This window comes from Mycobacterium sp. NPDC051804 (assembly GCF_044452905.1).
In the GTDB taxonomy this organism is placed as follows: domain Bacteria; phylum Actinomycetota; class Actinomycetes; order Mycobacteriales; family Mycobacteriaceae; genus Mycobacterium.
This window is the reverse complement of sequence record NZ_JBITCD010000001.1, coordinates 332,082-356,842: the sequence shown is the minus strand read 5'-3', so window position 1 is coordinate 356,842 and position 24,761 is coordinate 332,082. Positions and strand designations below refer to the sequence as shown.

The window sequence follows — 24,761 nt, the reverse complement described above, 5'->3', positions numbered from 1 at the left end:
ATGTTCTCCGAAACGCGCTATGCACTGAGCGGGGACGTGCGAGTCGCCTATCGCGCGTCGCGTGCCGGTGAGCGGAACATCGTTCTCGTCCCGACGTGGTTCACCAATTGCGAGGTCGTTCCCGAGTTGCCGTCGGTCCAAGGCTGGATCGAAGCGATGGCGGCCGTTGGTCGATTGATCCTCATAGATCAGCCAGGGACCGGTGCATCGGATCCCATCGCTCCAGATGCGATGCCGACCTTGGAGCAGTGGGCGGACACCGTCACCGCCGTTCTCGACGACCTCGACATCCGCGAAGTCGCGCTGATCTCTCTGGCCGGGACATTCGCGCCCGCGGCGGTGTTCGCGGCGGCCCATCCTTCCCGCACTACATCGTTGATCGTGCTGGAAGGCTTCGCGGAACCCATCGCCGTGAGCGTTGACGGCCGGACACACGACGAGATCCGTCGAGACTTCGTCGCCAAGTGGGGATCAGGAGAATACGAGCACCTGGTCAATCCGGACATGCCGTGGAATGAAGAGATCCGCGCAGCGTGGGCCCGACTGGAACGCCTCGCCGCCAGTCCGCAGACCGTGGAGCGCATGTGGCCACTCGTGGGAGAGCTCGATGTGCGGGCAGTTCTCCCGACAATCCGGGTACCAACGCTCGTCGTCCATTACGCCGACGACGCCATGATCTCGACCGCCGCCGGCAAGTACATCGCCGACAACATACCGGGCGCGAAATATGTTGAGCTGCCTGGTCGCAACCTCTACCACATCGTCGAACCGTGGCGGTCATCGTTCCACGAGGTCACCAAGTTCCTGACCGGGGAGCAGGCTGAAATTGCCGACGATCGTGTGCTCGCCACGGTGCTGTTCACCGACATCGTCGACTCCACGCGACGCGCGGCCGTGTTGGGTGACCGCGACTGGCGCGCACTGCTCGACGCACACGACGCGGTCGTCCGCGCACAGTTGGTGCGCTTTCGCGGTCGCGAAGTCAACACTTCCGGTGACGGCTTCCTGGCCACGTTCGACGGCCCGCAGCGAGCGATCCGCTGCGCCATGGCGATTCGCGACGCGGTGGAGGCACTTGGCATCGAGGTCCGTGCTGGGCTGCACACCGGTGAGGTCGAGATTCGCGGCGACGACATCGGCGGCATCGCCGTGCACATCGGTGCTCGCGTCAGCGCACTCTCCGGTCCCAACGACGTCCTCGTGTCCAGCACTCTGCGCGACCTCGTGATCGGGTCAGGCCTGGAATTCGACGACCGCGGCGCCCATCAACTCAAAGGCGTACCCGGCGAATGGCGCCTGTTCGCCGTGGCGTCGGGGACCTAGTCATGTTCTCCGAGACACGCTATGCACTCAACGGGGACCTGCGCGTCGCCTACCGGGCGTCAGCCGAAGGTGAACGCGACATCGTGTCCGTCCCGAACTGGCTCACGTGCTGCGAGCTTCTCCCGGAGCTGCCTTCGATTCAGGGTTGGGTCGATGCGATGACATCGCTCGGTCGCCTCATCTACTTTGACCAGCCGGGCACGGGAGCCTCCGATCCCGTCACCCCGGACGCACTGCCGACGCTGGAGCAATGGGCCGACAGCATCACCGCGGTGCTAGACGACCTCGGGAGCCGCGAAGCAGTTCTCATCGCGGCAAGCGCCGCGTTCGCGCCGGCGGCGCTCTTCACGGCGACACATCCGTCGCGGACCGCCGCGTTAGTCGTGCTCGACGGCTACGCGGAAGCGGGCGGAACCGCTCTAGCTCGAGAAGAAGCCCATCCCGCGTTCGCACGTATGTGGGGCAGCGGGATGATGCAACATCTGAGCAATCCGGACATGCCGTGGAACGAGGAGATCCGAGCCGCCTACGCACGAATGGAACGCCTGGCTGGTAGCCCAATGACGTTCGCTGTCATGCTGCGTCTGATTGCCGAACTGGACGTACGGGCGGTCCTGCCGACAATCCGTGTGCCGACCCTCGTCGTTCAACACTCCGACACCATCACCAGCCCCACGGCGAAGGGCAAGTACATCGCCGAGCACATACCCGAGGCGAAATATGTTGAGCTGCCGGGCCACAACTGGAACCACACCGTTGAACCGGGGTGGCGCGCTTCGTTCCAGGAAATCGCAGAGTTCCTGACCGGCCACCAGGCCGAAGTATCGGACGACCGAGTACTCGCCACAGTGCTGTTCACCGACATCGTCGATTCGACGCGTCGGGCAGCGCAGTTGGGTGACCGCGAATGGCATGCACTGCTGGACGCGCACGACGCAGTCGTCCGTGCCCAGCTTGGAAGATTCCGCGGTCGCGAAGTCAACACCTCCGGCGACGGCTTCCTCGCCACGTTCGACGGCCCGCAGCGAGCAATCCGCTGCGCCATGGCAATTCGTGACGCCGTGCACGCCCTCGGCATCGAGGTGCGCGCCGGCCTGCACACCGGCGAGGTCGAGATCCGCGGCGACGACATCGGCGGCATCGCCGTGCACATCGGCGCCCGCGTCGGCGCGCTCGCCGGACCCAACGACGTCGTCGTCTCCAGCACCCTGCGCGACCTCGTCATCGGCTCCGGACTGCACTTCGACGACCGCGGCACCCATCAACTCAAAGGCGTGCCCGGCGAATGGCGCCTGTACGCCGTCGTGAAGGACGGCTAGTCGTGTTCTCGGAGATCCGGTACGCGCGCAACGGTGACCTACGTGTCGCCTACCGGGCCTCGCCCGCGGGCGAGCGCGACATCGTGTTTGTCCCGAATTGGTTCACCAACTGCGAGGTCTTTCCGGAGGTACCTCAGGTTCGCGAGTGGATGGAGGCGATGACATCCCTCGGCCGATTGATCCTTTTCGACCAGCCGGGCAGCGGAGCGTCCGATCCGGTCGAGCCGGGCGCATTGCCGACCCTGGAGCAGTGGGCCGACAGCATCACCGCGGTGCTTGACGCACTCGAGATCCCTGCGGCAGCTCTGGTCACCTACGCGGGCGCACTCTCGACAGCGGCGCTGTTCGCCGCAACGCATCCGTCACGCACAACCGCGCTTGTGCTGGTCGAGAGCACCGCAAATGCGGCAGACCGCACGGACTCGATGCAGAAGATCGGCGACCTGACCCCGACCACGTGGGGGACCGGCGAGCTGGAACGTCTGCTCAATCCGGACATGCCGTGGAATGAGGAGATCCGGGCTGCGTGGGCACGACACGAGCGCCTGGCGGCGAGCCCGCGGACCGTTGAACTCATGTTGCCGCTCATCAGCGAGGTAAGCGTGCTCGACGTTCTTGCAGCCGTCCGCGTACCCACCCTCGTCGTGCATCACCGCGACGATCCGCTTCTTCCTCCAGAAAAGGGCAGGGAGGTCGCCGACCTTATCGAGGGTGCGAAATTCGTTGAGCTGCCTGGGCGCAACTTTTATCATGTCGTCGAACCCTGGCGAGATTCGTTCCAGGAGATCGCTCAATTCCTCACTGGCGAACAACCCGACGTAGCCGACGACCGTGTCCTCGCCACCGTGCTGTTCACCGACATCGTCGACTCCACGCGTCGGGCAGCGCAGTTGGGTGACCGCGACTGGCGCGCATTGCTTGACGCGCACGACGCCGTTGTCCGTGCGCAGTTGGCGCGGTTCCGCGGTCGCGAAGTCAACACCTCCGGTGACGGCTTCCTCGCCACGTTCGACGGTCCACAGCGAGCGATCCGCTGCGCCATGGCAATTCGCGACGCGGTGCAAGCCCTCGGCATCGAGGTCCGTGCCGGCTTGCATACCGGTGAGGTCGAGATTCGCGCCGACGACATCGGCGGCATCGCCGTGCACATCGGCGCTCGCGTCAGCGCACTCTCCGGTCCCAACGACGTCCTCGTCTCCAGTACCCTGCGCGACCTCGTGATCGGGTCAGGCCTGGAGTTCGACGACCACGGCACCCACCAACTCAAGGGCGTCCCCGGCGAATGGCGCCTGTTCGCCGTCGCCGGTCCCTAGCTCACTGGCAGGGCACCGGGATAGCACCGGACAATTCTGCCGCCCATGCCTCGTAGGCTTCCGGTGTGGGATGAATCCCATCCTCGACCCATTGGTTATCGTCAGCCTGTTGCGTGTAAAGCCCTCGCATGTCGACGAATTCGGCGCCCGCGGCGTCGGCCTCCTCGATCATTACGTTATCGAACGCCTCTCGCTGCGCCGCCAGATCCTCGCCATAGGTCTGTCCCTCCGGCGACCGGAACCATTCGTTCTGCGCCAGCACGATGACGTGCGCACCGCTGCCCGTCGCTGCCTCGAGCACGGCCTTGACGTTCTTTCGGTAGTCGTCGACCGTCACTTCGTTCACGATGTCGTTGGCCCCGGCTTGAAACGTGATCAGCGTCGGCTCAAACTCTTCGATCTGGGGTACCTCGTCAGTCAGCACCTGCTCCGCGGTGTAGCCGCTGATGCCCGCGTTCTGCAGTTCGACCTCGCATCCCGCACCGCGCCACTGCTCGGCCAGCCGTGCGGGGAAGGCGCCCGTCTGTTCGTCTGGCGCGCCGACGCCCTGGCTCAGGGAATCCCCCAACGCGAGATAGCGCACAGCGTCGGTCGGCGCAGCGGACGTCGTGCTGTCTTCCTGCCGCTGTTCAGCCGTCGGCGATGACGGTGCTGGGGTTTGGGCCTTGCCGCAACCAACCAGCCCGACGACTACACAGGCCAGTACTAATAGGTGTCGCGACCGACGGTTCACCTCTTGAGAATAGCTCCGAACGCCCGTCAGTCGGCCTACACTTCGGCCTGTTCTCCGTCGGCAACCCCTGATTGGAGATGTGACCATGTCCGACTTGCCATTCGACTGCGACCTCGTGTTGAAGGGCGGCATCACCAGCGGCGTCGTTTACCCGCCGGCGATTGTCGAACTTGCTCGCGACCACCGCTTCCACAACATCGGCGGTTCGTCGGCAGGTGCGATCGCCGCCGTCGCCTCAGCTGCGGCCGAGTACGGACGCCAGTCCGGACGCGGCGGGTTCGATCTGCTGTCGACGATTCCCGAGGAGCTGGCGCAAAAGGACCCCGCGACGCACGAGACGACGCTGCAACGACTCTTCGTACCGCAACCTGAAACCCACCAATACTTCGACCTGTTCTGGCAGCAGCGCAAGATTGATGGGCCAGCGGTGTTCAAACGGGTCAAAGCAGTACTGCCGACGGTCTGGCGCCACGGTCCGACGGTTCCAAAGTTCAAGCTGGGCTGGGCTTTTGCCCTCACCCTTTTACTCCTGGCGACGGTCTTGCTGGTATTTGCGTGTTCGCTAGGAACGATCGCGTTCACCCTGCTGGCGATTCTCGTCGTCGTGATCGTCTACATCGCCGCCCGTGCTGTCGCGGCCTCAATCAGCATCGTCAGTGGCGCGCTGAAAGCTGTGGCCGGCAATATGCACGGCCTGTGCAATGGCCGATCGGTCGAAGACCAAACCGGCCTCACCGACTGGCTGCACGAGCGGATTGAACAACTCGCGGGTGACGGTCGTCAATCGCCACTGACCTACGGCGATCTCAAGGAACACGGCATCGGCCTCGTCACGCTCACCACCAACCTCTCGCAGAGCGCCAGCGAGACTTTTCCCTTTTCAGACGAAACGTGGGCGTTCAAGCCTGACGACATGCGGAAGCTGTTTCCCGAACCGGTCGCGGACCATCTCCTACGTCTGGGCCAGGAAGCTACCCAACGCTCGAGTAAGAAGGCGGAACTCGGGGCGGCGGGACTACTCAAGTTGCCAAGCCCAGACGACATACCGGTGCTGCTGGGCGCGCGGATCAGTTTGTCCTTCCCGGTACTGATCTCGGCAATTCCGCTGTGGCGACTCACATTCATTCAGCAAGAAAGCAATTGGATTCCCGAGTACCGCGAGGTGTGGCTGTCCGACGGCGGCATCTGCTCGAACATGCCGGTCCATTTGTTCGACCATCCGTTACCGTCGCGACCGACGTACGGGATCAACCTTGGCTCCGCCGCAACCGATGGCGGCGATGGCGGTATGGCTGATGCACACCGCAACGTGTGGCGGCCAATTCAAGCAGGAGTGGGAGACGGGTCTCCGATTGTCGGCATAACTTCGACCGGTGGATTGCTCGGTGCGGTCCTGACAACCATGCAGAACTGGTCGGACAACTTGGCAACCAAGGCCCTTGGCGTACGTGACCGAATCTGCACAATTCAGTTGGCCAGCGGTGAGGGTGGCATGAACCTCGACATGGACAGTACGACGATCACCGGGTTGATCCCGAAGGGACGGGCTGCCGGAGAGAACCTGGGGTGGATGGTGCGGGGCGACATTCCCGCGCATGTCGACCTCCCTCCCCACATACACCCCGACGAAGCTACAACGCAGTGGACCAGGCATCGATGGACGCGACTACGCTCGACGGCCCTCGGCGCCGGTCGGTATGTGAAGCAGGTGGAGACTGGTTGGACGAAACCCGCTGTGCCGCAACATGGACCGCTGCACAACGACCTCACGTACACCCAGCTCGCTACAGGCGCGGACACGCTCTCATACTTGCCGTACGTATCGAACTGGAGCACGGCCGCGGGTGCCGACCTCACCGCTGGTGTCGCGGCCCTGACCGCTGTCGACCTCGGCGTCGCCGGCGCGACAAGTCCGCCGCCCTATCGAGAGCTCACGTTGAGTACGCGCTCGGAACCCGAGACCGAACTCAACCGCTGATGACGGTCAGCGCGACGAGCTGACCATCAGCTCATCGGGATCGGGATCGGGATCGGGCTCCGGCGCGGCACCCATCCGCACCCTGTCCCGATCCGGGCGTAGCCAGTCGGGCAGCCATTTCGGCGGAGCATCGGGCGCTCCGTCGAAGACGCCGCCGGCCGGGTCGTCGACCTCGCCGCCGAAGCGCACCAGGTCCTTGTCCGGTCGATAGATCTGATGAATCACCAATGCGCACAAGCCGATCACTGCGAGGTCCCGCAGTACCACCACGACGGTGAACGGCTGCTCGGGCAGGCCCTTGTTCTGTTGACCGTAGAGGTACAGCAGCCGCGGTATCCATACCAGCGCATCGATCGTCATCCATGCCAGCAGGATGCGCCGATGCGGTAGGGCGAGCACCGCCAGCGGCACCAACCACAGCGAGAACTGCGGGCTCCAGACCTTGTTCGTCAACAGGAAGGCCGCCACCACGAGGAACGCGATCTGCGCCACCCTTGGGCGTTGCTTGGCCGTCAGCGCGATGTAAGCGATTGCAATGCAACAGGATACGAACAACAACGCCGAAACGGTATTCAGCACCGTTGGCGGTTCCCACACCCCGATATCGGGATCGAATCCGCCCCATCCGGTGAACGACCTGACCACGTTGTAGATCGAATCCATGTCATCGCCGCGGCGGCTGTTGAGCCGGAAGAACTCCGACCATCCCCTTGGGAACAGAATCATGATCGGCAGGTTCACGACGATCCACGTGACCGCTGCGGCCACCGCTGTCTTGCCGACCTCGCGCGTCTTACCGGTGCGCACCGCCAACACGAGCAATGGCGCGAGCAGCAGCAGCGGATACAGCTTGGCCGCCACACCCAGGCCGATCAACACGCCGGCCAGCGCGGGCCTTCGCCGCGCCCACGCCAGCATCGCCCCCGTCGCGAAAGCCGTTGCGAGCGCGTCGAAGTTGGTGAAGATCTGAAAGATGACGATCGGCGACGCGGCCACCAACGCCGCATCCCATACCCGCCGCGGGCCTGCCAATCGGGACGTCGCCCACACCGTAGCCAGCCACGCCAACGCCAGTCCGAACGCGGCGATGTTGAAGAACATCACGACCTCGGCCAGCACCGGCACCGACACCAGCTTCGACAGCGCGGTGTACGACTTCGCCAGCGCCATCGACCCGTACTGATACAGCCCGGTCAGCACCGGATACTCCATGTACCGCACCGCGATATCGCCGTCGTAGCGAATCTTCGGTTTTCCCTCACCGTCCTTCTCGACCCAGCTCGACTTGTACGGGAACTTGCCGAGGTTCAACAGTTCGGCGGTATAGAGCGGGACTGTGTCGGAGTAGCAAAGTTCGTAGTACGCCCGCTGGTTGTCCCAGTTGGCGACGCGTTGGTCAGGCGGGCCGTTGCCGGTGGTCTGCAGGCACGCCGCCTTGGTCGAGTACCCGAGCGCGAGCAACACCAGCGCGATCAGCAGCATCGCGCGCAGCGGCGTGAAGTACCGTTGTCTGCCGATCAGCGCGTGCCTGCCGACCGGACCGCCGATCACCTCGGACAGCGCGGCACCCATCGTGTCGGTACGGCTGGGCATGTCGCGGTTGTCGAGGCTCCGCCGGTCGGCCGCCAGGCTGGCTGGCGAATCACACCGAGCTAGACGGACAGGCGATGCCGTCGATGGCTCGCCGTCGTCGTCCCGATCTATCCCGTCGGTCACGGAGGCGGTGGCAGCGGGGCACCCGGCACCCCCGGAGGAGGCGGCGGAGGCGCACCGGGTGCGACGGGCACGGGCGGAGCGACGGGCACCGTTGTCGGCGGGCCCCACGGGATCGTGACGCCGGGCGCCAACTCGATCGTCGGCTGGATCACCGTGGTCTGCGGTATCGGCGGCACATCCGGGGGCGGGGTCGACGGCGGCGCGGGGGCTTGCGGCACACCGGCGTACCCCCCGATCTCCTCGGGCTTCGGGAACGACTCATTGTCGGTTCCGTCCAGCGCACCGTCCATCGTCGCTTTCCAGATATCCGACGGCAGGCCCGAACCGTAAACCGGTGAACCGTAACTGTTCTCCAGAGGTTTGGTGCCTTCGGTGGTGCCAACCCACACCGCGGTCGACAACGACGGCGTGAAGCCGACCATCCACGCGTCACGGTTGGCGCCGGTGTCCCCGAGCTGGTTCGTACCCGTCTTCGCCCCCGACGGACGTCCACCGGCCAGCGCGTGGCCGTTGGAGTACGCCGCGATGGGCTGCATCGCGGAGATGACGTTCTCGGCGACCTTCTTGTCGATGCGCTGCTCGCCCTCGTTGTCCTGCTGCGACGCGTCGAACAGCACCTCGCCGGAAGCGTTGACGACTTTCTGCACGAAGTGCGGCTTGTGATAGACGCCCGAGGCCGCGATCGTCGCGTACGCCGAAGCCATGTCGAGGACGCGACTCTGGTACTGGCCCAACACGACTCCGTTGTTGGGCGGTCCGCCCTGACCGTCCTCGGACAGCGTGTGGTCCACGCCGGGGAAGCTCTCTGCAATACCCGCCTCGTGCGCGGCCTTCGCGACGTCGGCGGGCCCGTTCTCCAACTTGAGCATCAGTCGGTAGTAGCTGGTGTTCAGCGAGCGCTTCAGCGCTTCGGCGATGTTGCAGGTGCCGCAGCCCCCGCCTTCGACATTGTTGATCGTGATGCCGTTCATCGACACCGGCGAACTGTCGACCTGCGTACCGAGACCCATACCCTGCTGCAGGGCGGCAACCAACGCGAAAACCTTGAACGACGAACCGGTGGGCAGACCGGCCTGGGCGAAGTCGAACCCGTTGGCGTCGGTTCCGCCGTAGTACGCCTCGACTCCGCCGTTCTTCGGATTGATCGACACGATCGCGGTGCGCATGTCGGGATCCTGGCCCTCGAGATACTCGGCCGCGGCCTCTTCAGCAGCCTTTTGCGCCTGAGGGTTGATCGTCGTGGTGATCTGCAGCCCCTCGGTGTTCAGGGTCTGCTCGTCGATGTCGAAGAGTTCGAGCAGTTCGCGCTGTACCTGACGCTCGATGAGGCCGTTGGGACCCGTCGTCTGGTTTTGCGACCGCGCCTGCTCGGGCGGCACCGTCACCGGAAAGACCTGCGCGGCACGCTCTTCTGGTGACAGTGCACCGATGGTCACCATGCCGTCGAGCACCCAGTCCCAGCGCTCTACCGCACCGTCGGGATTGACGGCGGGATCCAGGCCGGACGGCTGCTGGATGAGAGCGGCAAGCAGCGCGCCCTCGGCGACGGACAGCTGTTCGACGGGTTTGTCGAAGTACGCCTTCGACGCAGCGGCGATGCCGTACGAACCCCGTCCGAAGTAGATGATGTTCAAATACGACTGCAGCACCTGATCTTTGGACCATTCGCTGGACATCTTCGTCGAGATGACCACTTCCTTGGCTTTGCGGATCAGGCCGCCGATGCCCGAACGTTCGTCGCCGACCAAGGCGTTCTTCACGTACTGCTGGGTGATGGTCGAACCACCCTGCAGGTCGCCACCGAACAGGTTGTTCTTCATGGCCCTGATGAAGCCGGTGAAAGAGAACCCTGGGTTGGAGTAGAAGTCGCGATCCTCGGCGGCCATCACCGCGTTGCGCACCTGCACCGGTATCTGGTCGATGTTGACGTCGACGCGGTTACCTTCTGGCGGAACGATTTTCGCGAGCTCACTGCCATCGCTGGCCAGGATCGTCGAGACCTGGTTCGTGCGGATGTCGCCCGGCTTGGGCACCTCGACGATCATGTAGGCCATCGCGAAGGTGATGATCGGCAACAGGATCATCGCGGCCACCGCCACGATGGCGCCTCGCCTGATCCACTTCCAGTTGATCTGCGGACGCTGGCGCGGCGGCCCGCCCGCCGGACCTTCTGGCGGTCCCCCGCCGCCGGGCGGGCGGCGCGGGGGTAGCGGAGGCGGCGGAGGCTGCTTGGGCGCCGGTGTCCCGTCGAGCGCGGCCTTCACCACGTCAATGGGATCGCGCCACTGCGGCGGAGCCACGTCGCGCACCGGCGGGAGGATGGCCGTGCGCCTGTCGTCGGGCGGAAGGCTGCGCGTCCGCGGCGGCGCGGGGGTATCCGCCTGCTGGCGGTGCCGCCCTGCGGCCCCATCCCCGGACTCGGAAGGCTGTGGTTTGGGCTCGCTCACGCCATCAGCCATACGCCCTGCACGGACGTCGTCGGCTGACCGGTCGTGGCGCCCTTCGCTATTCACTGGCCGTGCGCGCACGACTGCGCGCCGTCTGGGTCCGCCTCGGTGTACGCGATCCCTTCGGTGGTGGGATGGCGCCGAGTACGTACGACTTGACCAAGTGATTCCAGCTGCAGGTGCGGCATACCTCCACCACGTGTACGGAGAACTCGTCGAATCGGGTTGCCAGCAGGACCAGCTCCTCTGCGGTGCGCGCCGAACCGGACACAGCGCCCAAGTGGTCGCCGAACACCCAGGACACCAGGGTGAGCTGCTCCTTGCGGCAGATCGGGCACGTCACCGAACTGGGCTTCCCATGAAATTTCGCGGCGCGCAGCAGATAGGGATTGGCATCGCAGACCTCCGAGACACCGGTGCGCCCCGAGTAGACCTCTGCCAGCAGGGACCGCCGTCGAAGCGCGTAGTCCACCACCTGTCGCTGCAACCGCACGGAGACCAGAGTACGTCGGCCGCGCGACACCGGAGGCGCGACGGCGCCGCGGACCCGATCTCTAGGGTGTTGATCTGGACATTCGATTCTCAGGAGAAGCTCAATGCTGAACGGGCGCGACTTCGCCCTCGACCGTGAGTCGGGCGACGATGAAACGACCCGGTACACGCGTCACCTGCCCGATCACTGGTGCTTCGAGGAGCGGGCGTTCGGCGGCTACACCTCGGCGCTCGCGCTGGCCGCGGTGTTCGCGCACACCGGACGAGCCGCGGCGGCGTCTTTGTCCGTGATGTTCGTCGCGCCCGGCACGCCTGGTTCGCTCGACCTCGAGGTCAGCACCATCCGCGGCGGTCGCACAGCCCACGCCGTCGAGGTGACGATTACCCAAGGCGGCCGCACGATCCTGATCGCCAGCAGCTGGCTGGCGGACGGCTGGCAGGGTCCCCCGTCAGTCGACGCGCCCATACCCTTCGCGCGGTACGGCACGCCGGAAGCGCCACTGCCGACTCCTGACGTGTGCCCCTCACTGCACTGGATCGGCGAGGAATACCCGTCGATGCGATTCGCGCACCGTCGCGGCGTCGATTACCCCGAGGGACTGACGACGTTCCAGAGTCGCGACCCGGAGGTGGCGCTCTGGGTGGCCGCCGATGGTGATCCGCTGGAGCATCCCCAGATCGCGGACGTACTGCACGCCGACGCCCACCTTTTCGACGCACCCGGGAAAGTCACCGGCTTCGTCGAGACCTGGCTATTGAGCTTGGACCTCAACATCGTGTGGCAGCCCGGCGCGCAGCAACTGCCTTCCACCGCATGGCGGCTGCTCGAAGCGCGCGGTTCGGTCGCCAGCGGCGCCGTCTCCTCATACGGCTCGTTGCGCGGACCCGACGGCGCTCTACTCGCGGTGTTGACGTCGCAGGGGCTTATCCGCTGACTGCGGAGGTCGTCGAACTCTACGATCTACAGGCGTGGCGAGGCGGCAGCGACCGGGAACGCGGGCGAAGGACAGCGACCGCGCCGACATCTGCCAGATCCTCGACACCGCGCTAGCCGAAGGCCAACTCTCCATGGAGGAACATCGGCAACGCGTCGCCGCCGCGACGAACGCCCCCACTCTCGCGGAGCTACACGGATTACTGACCGATCTTCAAGTTGAAAACGCACCGGTGAAACCTCCGCGGCGGATCAGCGCGCCCGGGTGGGTGATCGCGTCCGCCGTTGGCGCCGCGGTCGTGCTGGTGCTCGGCCTCGTCATCTGGGGGGTGTTCGACCGCGATCCGCCGGATCGCGCCGGGGAGGCACCGGCTGCCGCACCCGCCAACACGGGCACGGACCCCGGCGCCAAGAGAACTGCGGGACCGGCCGGCCCGACGACAGCGGCACCCAGTGGCCCTCGATTCCTTCACTCTGTCGACGGGATCGCCGGTCTCTTCGAGCAGATGCGCGGAAAGTTCGGCGACACCAAGGGCTATGAACTGTCGGTGTACACCGACTACGCGGAACTGATCCGCCTGGATACCGACGACGATCGGTTCGAGGCGCGCTACCGCTATGAAGCCGGCGAATGGGAAGGCCCTGGCACCAGTGCTAATTCCGGAGCCGACACCGTCGACTTGAGCGCTTTCGACGCGGCGGCGGTCCTCGGCGTCATCCGTGGCGTTCCCGAGACCATGGACCTCAAGCCGATGAACATCATCAAGACCTACTTCACCGTCGAGCCCGCCGATGACCCGTCAGCACCTCAGGCGCTGACGGTGCACATCATCGTCTCCACGAGCTTCGGCACAGGATTGATCGACCTCGACGGCGCCGGCAACGTGAAGAAGGTCAAGCAGCCCGTCTGACGGAAGTTTGGACCTACGATCATCGACGTGGCCGCACGGCGTACCCCACGGTTGCGGGCGAGGGATACCGACCGAAACGACACCTGCCAAACCCTCGACAGTGCACTCGCCGAGGGGCAACTCACGATGGAGGAGCACCGGCACCGGATCTCTCTTGCCACCAAGGCGGGCACGCTTGGCGAACTCCAAGGCTTGATCACCGACCTGCAGCCGGCGACCAGGCCGACAACACCGCGACGGACGTCCGGGAGGCGAAAGGGCTGGCTGCTTGTCGCGGCCGGGGTGCTCGCGGTAGTCGCTGTTGCTGTCGTGGTCGTGGTCAACAAGTCGGACCCAGAGCCTCCGAAGCCGAGCGTCGCCGCGCCGGCGGTCCCGGCCGCACCGGCCGTGCCGAGAAAGCCGGTTGAACCAAGTGCCGCGCCCGACGGCGTGGAGCCGACCGTGTTGAACATGCCGAAGCAGTTGCAGACGTTGGGCGGGATGACGGGGCTGCTCGATCAGACGCGCGCGCGTTTCGGCGACACGACGGGCATCGAACTCGCGATCTTTTCCGACCGCGCCATGCTTTTCCGCCCCGATCCCAACGACGAGCAGTCGAAATTGCTCTACATCTTCGAGAGCGGTTGGGGGGATCCGACTCGCAAGCCGAGGGACGCCGAAGACATGCCGGCCGACCTGGGCGCCTTCGACGTGAAGAAGGTCGTCGAGGTCCTCCGTGGCGCGCCGGAGATGGTGGGTATCACGCCGGCCAACGTGTCAGAGGTCGTCTTGGACATCGACCAGGTGCCGGATCCCGCCGGCGTCCCTGCACTGGAGCTGCTGGTGCAGGTGGCTGCCAAGTCCGGCGCCGACGGATACATCTATCTCGACAGCGCGGGCAACACCAAGCGCGTCGAGTACCCCAACTGACCTCTACGATCGTCGTCGTGGCGAACCGGCAGACGGCAGGAACGCGGGCCAAGGACAGCGACCGCAACGACAGCTGCAAGATCCTCGACAGCGCACTGGCCGACGGGCAGCTGTCGATGGAAGAGCACCGGACGCGAGTGGCGCTGGCGACGCAGGCCGAGACGCTCGGCGACCTACAGTCATTGATCTCCGACCTGCAGACCGCCAACGCGCCGGTCCAACTCCCGGACCTCAAGCGGCGACCCAAGATTCGCGCCGGCGCCGGTTGGGGTATCCGCCTGGCCACGGCCGTCGTGCTCGTCGCACTCGGTATCGGTATCGGTTGGGGTCTATACGGCAACACCACCTCGCCGCTCAGCTTCACCTCCGACCCGGGCGCCAAGTCCGACGGCATCCCGGGGAAGGTCCTGACCCCGCCGAAGCAGCTTCAGTCCCTCGGGGGTCTCAACGGCCTGTTTGAGCAGATGCGCCAGCGGTTCGGCGACACCATGGGCTACGACATGGTGATCTATCCGGAGTACGCGGTCCTGTACCGGCCCGACCCCAGCGACGAGCGCCGAAAGCTGAGCTACACGTATCGCGGAGGATTCGACGATCCGACGACGTCGGCCAAAAGCGAGGACGACCGCCTGGTCGACCTGGCCGCCTTCGATGTCAAGACCGCGGTCGGCATTCTGCGTGGCGCCCCCGAGACCGTCGGGCTCAACGCCGCCGACGTGAAGAAGGAAAACACCTACCTGACCATCGACCCGGCCAAGGATCCGACGAGTCCAGGCGAGCTCACGCTGCGCGCGAACGTGTCGTCGACTGACTTCGGCAGCGGTTCTGTCACCTTCGCAGGCGACGGCACGCTGAAGCGCGTCGACAGCGTCCCCTGACCCCAGGCGTTCGTTCTGGGGTCGCCTCCACGTTCGCGCTGGGTCACCCGTTGTTGGCAGCGAATATATCGGCGCGATACTATTGCCAGACGTGTTGCACCGCCGCAACGGCAAGCAATGTTTCGTCAGGGAGGTGATTCGATTGCTGGAGCTCGCCATCCTGGGACTTCTGCTCGAATCGCCCATGCACGGCTACGAGCTGCGCAAACGTCTGACGGGTCTGCTCGGCGCTTTTCGGGCGTTCTCCTACGGCTCCCTGTATCCCGCGCTACGGCGTATGCAGGCCGACGGGCTGATCGTCGAGGACGCCGCACCGGAGGGCGTCCCGAAGATGCGACGGGCACGGCGTGTGTACCGCCTCAGTGAGGCAGGCATCCAGCGCTTCACCGAGCTGGTCGCCGACACCGGACCGCAAAACTTTTCCGACGACGGATTCGGCGTTCACCTTGCCTTCTTCAACCGCACCCCCGCCGAGGCACGGATGCGGATCTTGGAGGGGCGCCGTCGTCAGGTGGAGGAACGCCGGGAGGGCCTGCGCGAAGCAGTGGCGCGGGCCAGCAGCTCGATCGACCGCTACACCCGGCAGCTGCATCAGCTCGGGTTGGAGTCCAGCGAGCGCGAAGTGAAATGGCTCAACGAACTGATTGCGGCAGAACGGACCGCGCAGCAACGGGCTGAACAGCCGTAAGTACTACCGGGTTAGTAGGAGAGGGAGAAAGTCGTTATGACTGGAAATACGGATGTGCGCGTCGCAATTGTCGGCGTGGGTAACTGCGCGTCATCGCTGGTGCAGGGCGTGCAGTACTACAAGGACGCCGACGAGAACGCCACCGTTCCCGGCCTGATGCATGTACGGCTCGGCCCGTATCACGTGCGCGACGTGAAGTTCGTCGCCGCGTTCGACGTCGATGCCAAGAAGGTCGGCTTCGACCTCTCCGAAGCCATCTTCGCGTCGGAGAACAACACCATCAAGATCGCCGACGTGCCGCCCACCAATGTGGTCGTGCAGCGCGGTCCGACCCTCGACGGCATCGGCAAGTACTACGCCGACACCATCGAGGTGTCCGACACCGAGCCGGCCGACGTCGTGAAGATCCTCAAGGACAACGAGGTCGACGTGCTGGTGTCCTACCTGCCCGTCGGCTCGGAAGAGGCCGACAAGTTCTATGCGCAGTGCGCCATCGATGCAGGTGTGGCGTTCGTCAACGCGCTGCCCGTCTTCATCGCCTCCGACCCGGTGTGGGCGAAGAAGTTCGAAGACGCCGGCGTTCCGATCGTCGGCGACGACATCAAGAGCCAGGTCGGCGCGACGATCACCCACCGCGTGATGGCCAAGCTGTTCGAGGACCGCGGCGTACAGCTGGACCGCACGATGCAGCTCAACGTCGGCGGCAACATGGACTTCCTCAACATGCTCGAGCGCGAGCGCCTCGAGTCGAAGAAGATCTCCAAGACCCAGGCCGTCACCTCCAACTTGCAGCGCGAGTTCAAGACGAAGGACGTGCACATCGGCCCGTCCGATCACGTCGGGTGGCTCGACGACCGCAAGTGGGCCTACGTGCGGCTCGAGGGGCGCGCGTTCGGTGACGTGCCGCTGAACCTGGAGTACAAGCTCGAGGTGTGGGACTCGCCGAACTCGGCCGGCGTCATCATCGACGCGGTGCGCGCCGCGAAGATCGCCAAGGACCGCGGCATCGGCGGCCCCGTCGAGGCGGCCTCGGCCTACCTCATGAAGAGCCCCCCGAAGCAGCTGCCCGACGACGTTGCGCGCGCGCAGCTCGAGGATTTCATCGAGGGCTGATTCTTTCCGAACTGGCGGGCAGATCGCAGGTTTACAGACCACGCGCGATCTGTCCGCCTTTTCGTTTTGTAGGGTGCCCTAATGACCGACATCAGCGCTGATGACGAGCTCGCCGCCCTGTCCGAGTTCACGTTCCTGCGGGAGAACGCCAAACAAGCGGGCGCGACGGGTCCGCTGCCGACCGTCGAGCGGATCAACTCGGCGGCTGTCAGCGCGTTGAAGTTCGGCGATGCCCCGCCGCGCGTGGTCTTTCTGCACGGCGGCGGTCAGAACGCCCACACCTTCGACACCGTGATCATCGGGCTCGGCGAGCCCGCCCTGTCGATCGATCTGCCGGGCCACGGACGCTCGGCGTGGCGGGAGGACGGTGACTACGGACCCAAGCTCAACGCCACCGCAATCGAGCCCGTAGTACGCGCGTTCGCTCCGGACGCCGCCCTCGTCGTCGGTATGTCACTCGGCGGGCTGACGGCACTGCGACTCGCGGTGACCGCCCCCGACCTGGTCCGCAAGCTGGTGCTCGTGGACGTGACACCGTCGGCGCCCGAACGGCACACCGAGATGACCAAGGCCCAGATGGGCACCGTGGCGCTGGTTCAAGGCGAGAAGACGTTTCCCAGTTTCGACGCCATGTTGGAGGTCACCGTGGCCGCGGCGCCACACCGTGACCGAGAGTCGTTGCGGCGTGGCGTTTTTCACAACGCCAAGCGCCTCGATGACGGTACTTGGACGTGGCGTTACGACTCGTTCCGCAAGGGCGACGGGTTTGAGGGCCTGTGGGACGACGTCCCCAACCTCACCACACCCACGACGTTGGTGCGGGGCGCGAAGTCGTTCTTCGTCAACGACGACGATGCGGCCGAATTCGCGCGTATCGCACCGGGATTCCAGACGGTCCACGTGGTCGACGACTCCGGACACTCCGTACAGAGCGACCAGCCGCTCAAACTCATTGAGATCCTGCGCGGGGTGCTCGACTAAGCGACCGTCGGGCCCGAACCATCGCCGCCCGCAGCGTAATCGGCTCACCCTGCCTGTCGGCGGTGCGTCGCCGAACGTCGTCGTCGAGGACCGCGATCTCCCAGTCCTTATCGAGCACCGCGACCAGGTCGTCGGTGGTGAAGAACACCGCACCTGGCATCGGGCCACCGACGGCGCCGGCATTCGCCGGATGGTGCCCGACCACCAGCAGCGTGCCGCCCGGCCGCACCGCCGCCGCTAATCGTTCGAATAGCTTGTCCCGCTGCGCGATTCCGTGCAAGTAGTGCGTCGACACCAGGTCGAAACTGCCCGGCGGCGGGGTCCAGTCACTCAGGTCTGCCTGCCGCCAGTCGATGCGGTGAGCCACCTCGGCTCCGACCCGCTCCGCGCGGACCCGCCCGTTCTGTAGCGCGCTGTCCACGAAATCCACGGCGGTGACGTGCCACCCGTGTTCGGCGAGCCAGATTGCGTCGGCCCCTTCACCGCATCCTGCGTCCAGCGCCCGGCCCACCGGCAGCGTCGCCACGCTCTCGATCAGCGTCCGGTTCGGCTGCGCCGCGTGGTCACCCAGGCGGGCCGCCTGCCAGCGCCTCTCCCAGAAGTCCTTGTCGAGCGCGTCCTCGGTCATGATTCCACTGTGCCGCCGACCCGATGGCGTGACAAAGGTTCTTGCTGAACCGGCAACCTGAAGCAGCGTTTGATTTCCGTTCACCTAATGCTTGCCGACTGCTACACCTGTTGTCGTAGGTTTTCGCGCGTCTGGCCACAGCCCCGGCCGGCAGCTCACACCGGAGGAACCGCCATGGCCCTCGTGCCCCTCAATCTGCTGGTCACCCACGACGGCAAGTCCAAGCGTCAGCACATCACCTGCGTCTACAAATGCGGTGACGCGTGTTCCAAGCCCGTCCGCAACACCAGCGACAACGAGTACTTCGGCGATGTCGTCAAGGCGATGTCCCGACGATCGGTGCTGCAGGCCGGCGGGATCGCCGTGCTCGCGGTCGGCGCCGGATCGGCACTGGCAGCCTGCGGAACCGACGAACAGCCCCAGGGAGGTCAAGCCACCCCGACGTCGTCGGCCGCCCCCGCCGAGACCCCGCCCGGCATGAAGTTCACCTCGGTCGCGCCCAACAGCGAGGACGTCGTGGTCATCCCCGACGGATACGAGCAAGGCGTCGTAATCAGCTGGGGCGACCCAGTGCTGCCGAACGCGCCGAAGTTCGACGTCGCCAATCAGAGCGGTGCCGCCCAGCGCGGTCAGTTCGGCTTCAACAACGACTTCGCGGGTCTGCTGCCCATCCCAGGGCAGCAGAATCGCTTCCTGCTCGTGACGAACTTCGAGTACGTCGATCCGATTTTCATGTTCCCCGGCTACGACAAGGAGAACCCGACCCGCGAGCAGTTCGATGTCGAAATCGCCGCCATCGGCATGGGCGTCGTCGAGGTCGAGCGCACACCGCAGGGCCTCAAGCCGGTGATGGGCCGCTACAACCGGCGCATTACCGCGGATACCCCGATGACACTTACCGGCCCCGGCGCGGGCACCGACTTCGTCAAGACCGCCACCGACCCCGAGGGGCGCACCGTCGCGGGCACCTTCGCCAACTGCGCGGGCGGCGTAACCCCCTGGGGCACAGTGCTTTCTGGAGAAGAAAATTTCCAGGACTACTTCGGCGCCGCCGAGGGCTCACCGGCGCCTGCGCCAGTTGATGCCGACCGCCTGGACCGCTACGGCGTCTCCCTCGAGCCGAGTGCCCTGCGGTGGGAGACGTTCGACCCTCGCTTCGATCTCGCCACGACTCCCAACGAGCCGAACCGGTTCGGCTACATCGTCGAGCTCAATCCGTGGGATCCGAACTCGATGCCGGTCAAGCATTCGGCGATGGGGCGGTTCAAGCACGAGGGCGCCAACATCTACGTCACCGGCGACGGCACGGTGGTCGCGTACTCCGGCGACGACGAGCGCTTCGACTACATGTACAAGTTCGTCTCGAGCAAGAAGATGCAGCCCGGCCAGGATCCTGCGGCGATCGCGCACAACATGACGTTGCTCGACGAGGGCACGCTGTACGTCGCCAAGCTGTCCAGCGACATCCCCGCCGACCAGATCGATGGCTCGGGCAAGCTGCCGTCGAAGGGTTCGTTCGCCGGCACCGGCACCTGGCTTCCGCTGCTGCGGTCCGGTCCGAATGGGCAGGCCGAGTCTCTGGTCGACGGGGTCACCGCACAGGAGGCGGCGGTGTTCACCCGGCTGGCCGCCGACAAGGCCGGCGCCACCAAGATGGACCGGCCCGAGGACTTCGAGGCCAACCCCAAGACCGGCAAGGTCTACGTCGCGCTGACCAACAACAACGAGCGTGGCGCACCCGGCGAGGCAGCGCCCGATGCGCCGAACCCGCGCAACGACAACAAGAGCGGACAGGTCCTCGAGATCACCGACAACCACGCGGGCACCGATTTCACCTGGGATCTGCTGCTGGTGTGCGGCGACCCGGCTGCGGCCGACACCTACTTCGGTGGGTTCGACAAGACGAAGGTCAGCCCGATCTCCTGTCCGGACAACCTCGCGTTCGACAGCCACGGCAACCTGTGGATCTCGACCGACGGCAATGCGCTGGACTCCAACGACGGGTTGTTCGCCGTCGCGCTGGAGGGTGCCAACCGCGGCGAGACCAAGCAGTTCCTCACCGTGCCGCTCGGGGCGGAGACGTGCGGCCCGATCATCACCGACGACCTTGTCACGGTGAGCGTGCAGCATCCCGGTGAAAACGACGACAACAGCATCGACAATCCGCTGTCGCGCTGGCCCGAGGGCGGTAACGGCACAGCCCGGCCGTCTGTGGTCGCGGTGTGGCGTAGCGCCGGGAATATCGGAACCTGATCGCGGTTACACCTACACCGTGAGCTCATCAATACGCATCGGCGTTCAACTGCAACCCCAGCACTCCCCGAACTATGGCCACATCCGCGATGCGGTGCGGCGTTGTGAAGACATCGGTATCGACGTCGCGTTCAACTGGGATCACTTCTTCCCGCTGTACGGCGACCCCGATGGTGCGCACTACGAATGCTGGACGATGCTCGGGGCGTGGGCCGAGCAGACGACACGGCTGGAAATCGGTGCGCTGGTTACGTGTAACTCGTATCGCAACCCCGAGCTGCTGGCCGATATGGCCCGCACTGTCGACAACATCAGCGACGGCCGGCTGATTCTGGGTATCGGTTCGGGCTGGAAGCAAAAAGACTACGACGAATACGGCTACGAGTTCGGCACCGCGGGCAGCCGACTCGATGACCTCGCCGAGGCGATGCCGCGGATCAAGGCAAGGCTCGCCAAACTCAATCCCGCACCGACGCGGGACATCCCGATCCTGATCGGCGGAGGCGGCGAAAAGAAGACCCTGCGCTTGGTCGCCCAGTACGGCGACATCTGGCACAGCTTCGCCGACAGCTCCGAATACCCCCGCAAGGCAGAGGTTCTCGACGGTCACTGCGCCGAGGTGGGACGAAATCCGAATGAAGTTGAAAGATCTGCAGGTGTTTCCGGGGACGACGAGGACTCGCTGCTGAAGGAGGCCGACGCGTTGGCCGGCCTCGGAGTGACCCTGCTGACGGTCGGGGTCAACGGGCCCGACTACGATCTGACGCGAGCCAAAGCTTTGTGCCGTTGGCGAGACCGTCGCACCGGCTAATTACTGAAGCTGCATAACGGCTCCGGGTCGGGTGTGTGCCGTGAGAGGCTGGTACTGCCATGCCCAAGAAGTACGGGGTTAAAGAAAAAGACCTCGTGGTCGCCCACGTGGTCAACTTGATTCTGACCGGCAAGCTGCGGTCAGGAGATCGTGTCGACCGCAACGAGATCGCCCACGAGCTTGGGCTCTCGCGGGTACCGATTCAAGAGGCGGTTGTGCAGCTCGAGCACGACGGCATATTGACGACCCAGTACCACCGCGGCGCCTTCGTGGCGAGGTTCGATGAATCGTTCGTCCGCGAGCACCACGAGGTCTACGGGATGGTCAGCGGCATCGCGTCGGCGCGCGCTGCCGAAGTCCGCAATCCGGCACATCTGCACCAACTCGAAACACTGTTGGCCACAATGCGTGCCAACGTCGATTCGCGCGCCTTTCAGGAAGCGGCCTGGCAGTTCCGCCTGCTGATCAACGAGGAGTACTCGGGCCCACGCCTACTCGCCGTGATCCGCGCGTCTCAGTCGTTCTTGCCGCGGGCATTCTGGCCGGCGTTCCAGGACAACCATCGAGATCTGCTGCAGTTCCTCGAGGCGGACTTCGATGCCATCCGCCGCGGCGACACCGCGGCCGCGCGTGCCGCCAACGCGGGGCGGGCCGACGTCATGGCACAGATCGTGCTTGCCGAACTGGTTCGTCGCGGCGTTCTCCCCGCTCCCGGCGGGGCGCGCGTTGAGTTCTGATTGAGCTGAAGGCAGTGTGTCCGCGCGGTAGGTGGATACCTTGCAGGGATGAGGCTTTGTAGGACATTCTCCGCGGCGCTCATCGCATTGCTGGTCGGCTGCCTGGTGATGGCCACCCCTGCCGCGGCTCAAGTCGACCAATGCGCGCCGCCAGGTATCCAGAGCGCCAGCGCGCTGCCGACCAACCTGGCGACCGCGGCCAAAGGTCCCGATGAGGACCGGTATACCACCGCGACCGTGCAACCGCTGGACTCCATCGACGTCAACGCGCTGGGGCTGAGCGTGCCGGGCACACTGACCGTCGGCACGTTGTCGGACGCACCACCGAGCATCTGCATCAACTCCGCGGGTCAGTTCACCGGATTCGACAACGAGCTGCTGCGGGCGATCGCCGAAAAGCTCGGTCTGAAAATCAATTTCGTCGGCACCGAGTTCTCCGGTCTGCTGGCGCAGGTGGCGTCCCGCCGTTTCGACGTCGGTTCGTCGTCGATCACCACGACAGACGCGCGACGCCGAACCGTCGGATTCACCAACGGTTATGACTTCGGCTACTTTTCGCTCATTGTGCCGACGGGGTCGCCGATCACGGGGTTCGACAAGCTTGCGGCCGGCCAGCGAATCGGCGTGGTGCAGGGCACCGTTCAGGAGGCGTACGTCGTCGACACGCTTGGCTTGGATCCCGTGAAGTTCCCGGACTACAACACGGTCTACGCCAGCCTGAAAACGCGGCAGATCGATGCCTGGGTCGCGCCGTCGCAACAGGCGTCGGGCACAGTGCAACCCGGTGATCCCGCCGAGATCATCGAAAACACCTTCAGCTTGGACAATTTCGTCGCGTGGGCCGTCGCGAACGACAACCCGCCGCTCATCGACGCGCTGAACTCCGGACTGGACGCGATCATTGCCGACGGTACGTGGTCGCGGCTGTACACGGACTGGGTACCGCGCGCGCTGCCGCCCGGATGGAAGCCTGGTTCGAAGGCCGCGCCGGTGCCACAGCTGCCCGACTTCGATGCGATCGCGGCCGAAAATCAGTCCACGCCTTCAGGTGCCGCTCCGCCGAAGTCGACCCTGTCGCAGTTGGCTGCCGCGTTCGGCAACTGGGAGTTGTACAAACAAGCCATCCCTGATCTGTTCAAGACGGGCCTTCCGAACACGCTGATTCTGACGATCAGCGCGGCGGTGATCGGTCTGACACTCGGCATGGCGCTGGCGGTGGCGGGCATCTCACGGCATCGCTGGCTGCGTTGGCCCGCGCGGGTCTACACCGACATCTTCCGCGGACTGCCCGAAGTGGTCATCATCCTGCTGATCGGGCTCGGTCTGGGCCCGGTGGTCGGCGGGCTCACCGGGAACAACCCGTATCCGCTCGGGATCGCCGCCCTCGGGTTGATGGCCGCCGCGTACGTGGGCGAGATCTTCCGGTCGGGTATCCAGAGCGTCGAGCCGGGACAGCTGGAAGCGTCGCGCGCGCTGGGCTTCTCGTATCCGTCATCGATGCGGCTCGTGGTGGTCCCGCAGGGTATCCGCAGGGTGTTGCCGGCCTTGATGAACCAATTCATCTCGCTTTTGAAGGCGTCGTCGCTGGTGTACTTCCTCGGGCTGGTCGCCACTCAGCGCGAGCTGTTCCAGGTCGGCCGCGACCTCAACGCGCAGACCGGCAACCTGTCACCGCTGGTTGCCGCCGGCATCTTCTACCTGTTGCTCACGATTCCGTTGACGCACCTGGTCAATTACATCGATGGCCGATTGCGCCGCGGCAACAAACCGACCGAGGAAGACCCGCTTCAGCTCTCGAACTCGCAGGAGATGATCTGATGACCAGTGCCGCTGAGCCGGTCTCGTTGAGCGCCAACGATATTCACTTGTCGTTCGGCCCGAACGCGGTGCTGCGCGGCGTGGACATCGACGTCCCCGCGGGCACCACCACAGCGGTCATCGGACCATCGGGGTCGGGGAAGTCGACGCTGTTGCGGACGCTGAACCGGTTGTACGAACCCGACCGCGGCGACATCCTGCTCGACGGACGCTCGGTGCTGACCGACAATCCGGACCAATTGCGGCAGCGCATCGGCATGGTCTTCCAGCACTTCAACCTGTTCCCGCACCGCAGTGTGCTGGACAACGTCACGCTGGCGCCGCGCAAGCTCAAGCGGCTCGACGCCGATCAGGCACGCGAACTCGGCCTGGCCCAACTGGACCGCGTCGGGCTGCGGCACAAGGCCGCGGTGCGCCCGTCGACATTGTCGGGCGGCCAGCAGCAGCGGGTGGCGATCGCGAGGGCACTGGCCATGGCACCCGAGGTGATGTTCTTCGACGAAGCCACCTCGGCCCTGGACCCCGAACTGGTGAAAGGCGTCCTGGCGCTCATCGCCGAGCTCGGTGCCGACGGGATGACGATGGTTGTCGTCACCCACGAGATGGGCTTCGCCCGGTCAGCCGCCGACGCCGTGGTGTTCATGGACTACGGGAAGGTCGTCGAGTCGGGTTCGCCCGACCAGGTGTTCGGCGCAGCCGAGACGGACCGGCTGAGGCGCTTTCTTTCGCAAGTTCTCTGAGCTTTTACGTGCCCGTCACACAACTTGGCAGGCTCAGAC

At 65.3% G+C, this 24,761-nt stretch carries 21 protein-coding genes; 16 read left to right on the top strand and 5 right to left on the bottom strand.

The window, feature by feature from the left end; translation table 11 throughout:
• The 3 genes from ACIA48_RS01720 to ACIA48_RS01710 are packed head-to-tail and all read left to right on the top strand — an operon-like array spanning window position 1 to window position 3,955.
• Complete coding sequence (locus ACIA48_RS01720) at window positions 1–1,323, top strand: adenylate/guanylate cyclase domain-containing protein (protein WP_396727042.1); 1,323 nt, start codon at window positions 1–3, stop codon at window positions 1,321–1,323.
• 2 nt (window positions 1,324–1,325) lie between these two features.
• The gene (locus ACIA48_RS01715; protein WP_396727040.1) at window positions 1,326–2,642 is read left to right on the top strand and encodes an adenylate/guanylate cyclase domain-containing protein; all 1,317 of its coding nucleotides are present in this window, start codon (window positions 1,326–1,328) and stop codon (window positions 2,640–2,642) included.
• Between the two features lie 2 nt (window positions 2,643–2,644).
• A complete protein-coding gene (locus ACIA48_RS01710; protein ID WP_396727038.1) occupies window positions 2,645–3,955 on the top strand; it encodes an adenylate/guanylate cyclase domain-containing protein in 1,311 nt (436 codons plus the stop codon).
• A gap of 1 nt (window position 3,956) precedes the next feature.
• On the opposite strand, the gene ACIA48_RS01705 is transcribed toward ACIA48_RS01710, so the two are convergent.
• Window positions 3,957–4,688, bottom strand: a complete 732-nt coding sequence (locus ACIA48_RS01705) for an SGNH/GDSL hydrolase family protein (RefSeq protein WP_396727036.1) — start codon at window positions 4,686–4,688, stop codon at window positions 3,957–3,959.
• Window positions 4,689–4,773: 85 nt separating this feature from the next.
• Between ACIA48_RS01705 and ACIA48_RS01700 the strand changes: the two genes are divergently transcribed.
• Window positions 4,774–6,666 (top strand): hypothetical protein, encoded by a 1,893-nt coding sequence (locus ACIA48_RS01700; RefSeq protein ID WP_396727034.1) that lies wholly within the window; start codon window positions 4,774–4,776, stop codon window positions 6,664–6,666.
• Between the two features lie 6 nt (window positions 6,667–6,672).
• On the opposite strand, the gene ACIA48_RS01695 is transcribed toward ACIA48_RS01700, so the two are convergent.
• The 3 genes from ACIA48_RS01695 to ACIA48_RS01685 all read right to left on the bottom strand — a co-directional run bounded on the left by ACIA48_RS01695 (window position 6,673) and on the right by ACIA48_RS01685 (window position 11,322).
• A complete protein-coding gene (locus tag ACIA48_RS01695; RefSeq protein WP_396727032.1) occupies window positions 6,673–8,259 on the bottom strand; it encodes a glycosyltransferase family 87 protein in 1,587 nt (528 codons plus the stop codon).
• A 119-nt stretch (window positions 8,260–8,378) separates the two neighbouring features.
• Entirely contained in the window at window positions 8,379–10,841 is a 2,463-nt protein-coding gene (locus tag ACIA48_RS01690; RefSeq protein ID WP_396727030.1) for a transglycosylase domain-containing protein, read from the bottom strand.
• 46 nt (window positions 10,842–10,887) lie between these two features.
• Window positions 10,888–11,322, bottom strand: coding sequence for a DUF5318 domain-containing protein (locus ACIA48_RS01685; RefSeq protein WP_396727028.1), 435 nt, complete (start codon window positions 11,320–11,322; stop codon window positions 10,888–10,890).
• A gap of 103 nt (window positions 11,323–11,425) precedes the next feature.
• Between ACIA48_RS01685 and ACIA48_RS01680 the strand changes: the two genes are divergently transcribed.
• The 7 genes from ACIA48_RS01680 (at window position 11,426) to ACIA48_RS01650 (ending at window position 17,735) form a co-directional block, all read left to right on the top strand.
• Window positions 11,426–12,256 (top strand): thioesterase family protein, encoded by an 831-nt coding sequence (locus ACIA48_RS01680; protein ID WP_396727026.1) that lies wholly within the window; start codon window positions 11,426–11,428, stop codon window positions 12,254–12,256.
• A gap of 34 nt (window positions 12,257–12,290) precedes the next feature.
• Window positions 12,291–13,166, top strand: coding sequence for a DUF1707 domain-containing protein (locus tag ACIA48_RS01675; protein ID WP_396727024.1), 876 nt, complete (start codon window positions 12,291–12,293; stop codon window positions 13,164–13,166).
• Window positions 13,167–13,193: 27 nt separating this feature from the next.
• Entirely contained in the window at window positions 13,194–14,075 is an 882-nt protein-coding gene (locus ACIA48_RS01670) for a DUF1707 domain-containing protein (protein WP_396727022.1), read from the top strand.
• 17 nt (window positions 14,076–14,092) lie between these two features.
• Window positions 14,093–14,953, top strand: a complete 861-nt coding sequence (locus tag ACIA48_RS01665) for a DUF1707 domain-containing protein (protein WP_396727020.1) — start codon at window positions 14,093–14,095, stop codon at window positions 14,951–14,953.
• A 142-nt stretch (window positions 14,954–15,095) separates the two neighbouring features.
• The gene (locus ACIA48_RS01660; RefSeq protein WP_396728441.1) at window positions 15,096–15,641 is read left to right on the top strand and encodes a PadR family transcriptional regulator; all 546 of its coding nucleotides are present in this window, start codon (window positions 15,096–15,098) and stop codon (window positions 15,639–15,641) included.
• 36 nt (window positions 15,642–15,677) lie between these two features.
• The gene (locus ACIA48_RS01655) at window positions 15,678–16,754 is read left to right on the top strand and encodes an inositol-3-phosphate synthase (RefSeq protein WP_396727018.1); all 1,077 of its coding nucleotides are present in this window, start codon (window positions 15,678–15,680) and stop codon (window positions 16,752–16,754) included.
• An 81-nt stretch (window positions 16,755–16,835) separates the two neighbouring features.
• On the top strand, window positions 16,836–17,735 hold the full coding sequence (locus ACIA48_RS01650; protein ID WP_396727016.1) for an alpha/beta fold hydrolase: 900 nt from the start codon (window positions 16,836–16,838) through the stop codon (window positions 17,733–17,735).
• Here ACIA48_RS01650 and ACIA48_RS01645 read toward each other — a convergent pair.
• Window positions 17,704–18,363, bottom strand: a complete 660-nt coding sequence (locus ACIA48_RS01645) for a class I SAM-dependent methyltransferase (RefSeq protein ID WP_396727014.1) — start codon at window positions 18,361–18,363, stop codon at window positions 17,704–17,706. The two genes, ACIA48_RS01650 and ACIA48_RS01645, sit on opposite strands and share 32 nt — an antisense overlap.
• Window positions 18,364–18,537: 174 nt before the next feature.
• Here ACIA48_RS01645 and ACIA48_RS01640 point away from each other — a divergent pair, with 174 nt between their 5' ends.
• Genes ACIA48_RS01640 through ACIA48_RS01620 form a run of 5 tightly spaced genes read left to right on the top strand, consistent with a single transcriptional unit; the run spans window position 18,538 to window position 24,722 of the window.
• Window positions 18,538–20,616: a PhoX family protein gene (locus tag ACIA48_RS01640; protein ID WP_396727012.1), complete on the top strand. Its 2,079-nt coding sequence runs from the start codon at window positions 18,538–18,540 to the stop codon at window positions 20,614–20,616.
• Between the two features lie 19 nt (window positions 20,617–20,635).
• Window positions 20,636–21,427 carry an LLM class F420-dependent oxidoreductase gene (locus ACIA48_RS01635; RefSeq protein ID WP_396727010.1) on the top strand — a complete coding sequence of 264 codons (792 nt, stop codon included), beginning with the start codon at window positions 20,636–20,638 and terminating at the stop codon, window positions 21,425–21,427.
• A 59-nt stretch (window positions 21,428–21,486) separates the two neighbouring features.
• Window positions 21,487–22,164: a GntR family transcriptional regulator gene (locus ACIA48_RS01630; protein WP_396727008.1), complete on the top strand. Its 678-nt coding sequence runs from the start codon at window positions 21,487–21,489 to the stop codon at window positions 22,162–22,164.
• Between the two features lie 48 nt (window positions 22,165–22,212).
• The gene (locus ACIA48_RS01625; RefSeq protein ID WP_396727006.1) at window positions 22,213–23,982 is read left to right on the top strand and encodes an ABC transporter substrate-binding protein/permease; all 1,770 of its coding nucleotides are present in this window, start codon (window positions 22,213–22,215) and stop codon (window positions 23,980–23,982) included.
• Window positions 23,982–24,722, top strand: coding sequence for an amino acid ABC transporter ATP-binding protein (locus ACIA48_RS01620; protein ID WP_396727004.1), 741 nt, complete (start codon window positions 23,982–23,984; stop codon window positions 24,720–24,722). Before ACIA48_RS01625 ends, ACIA48_RS01620 begins: the two co-directional genes overlap by 1 nt.
• The last annotated feature ends 39 nt before the right edge of the window (window positions 24,723–24,761 follow it).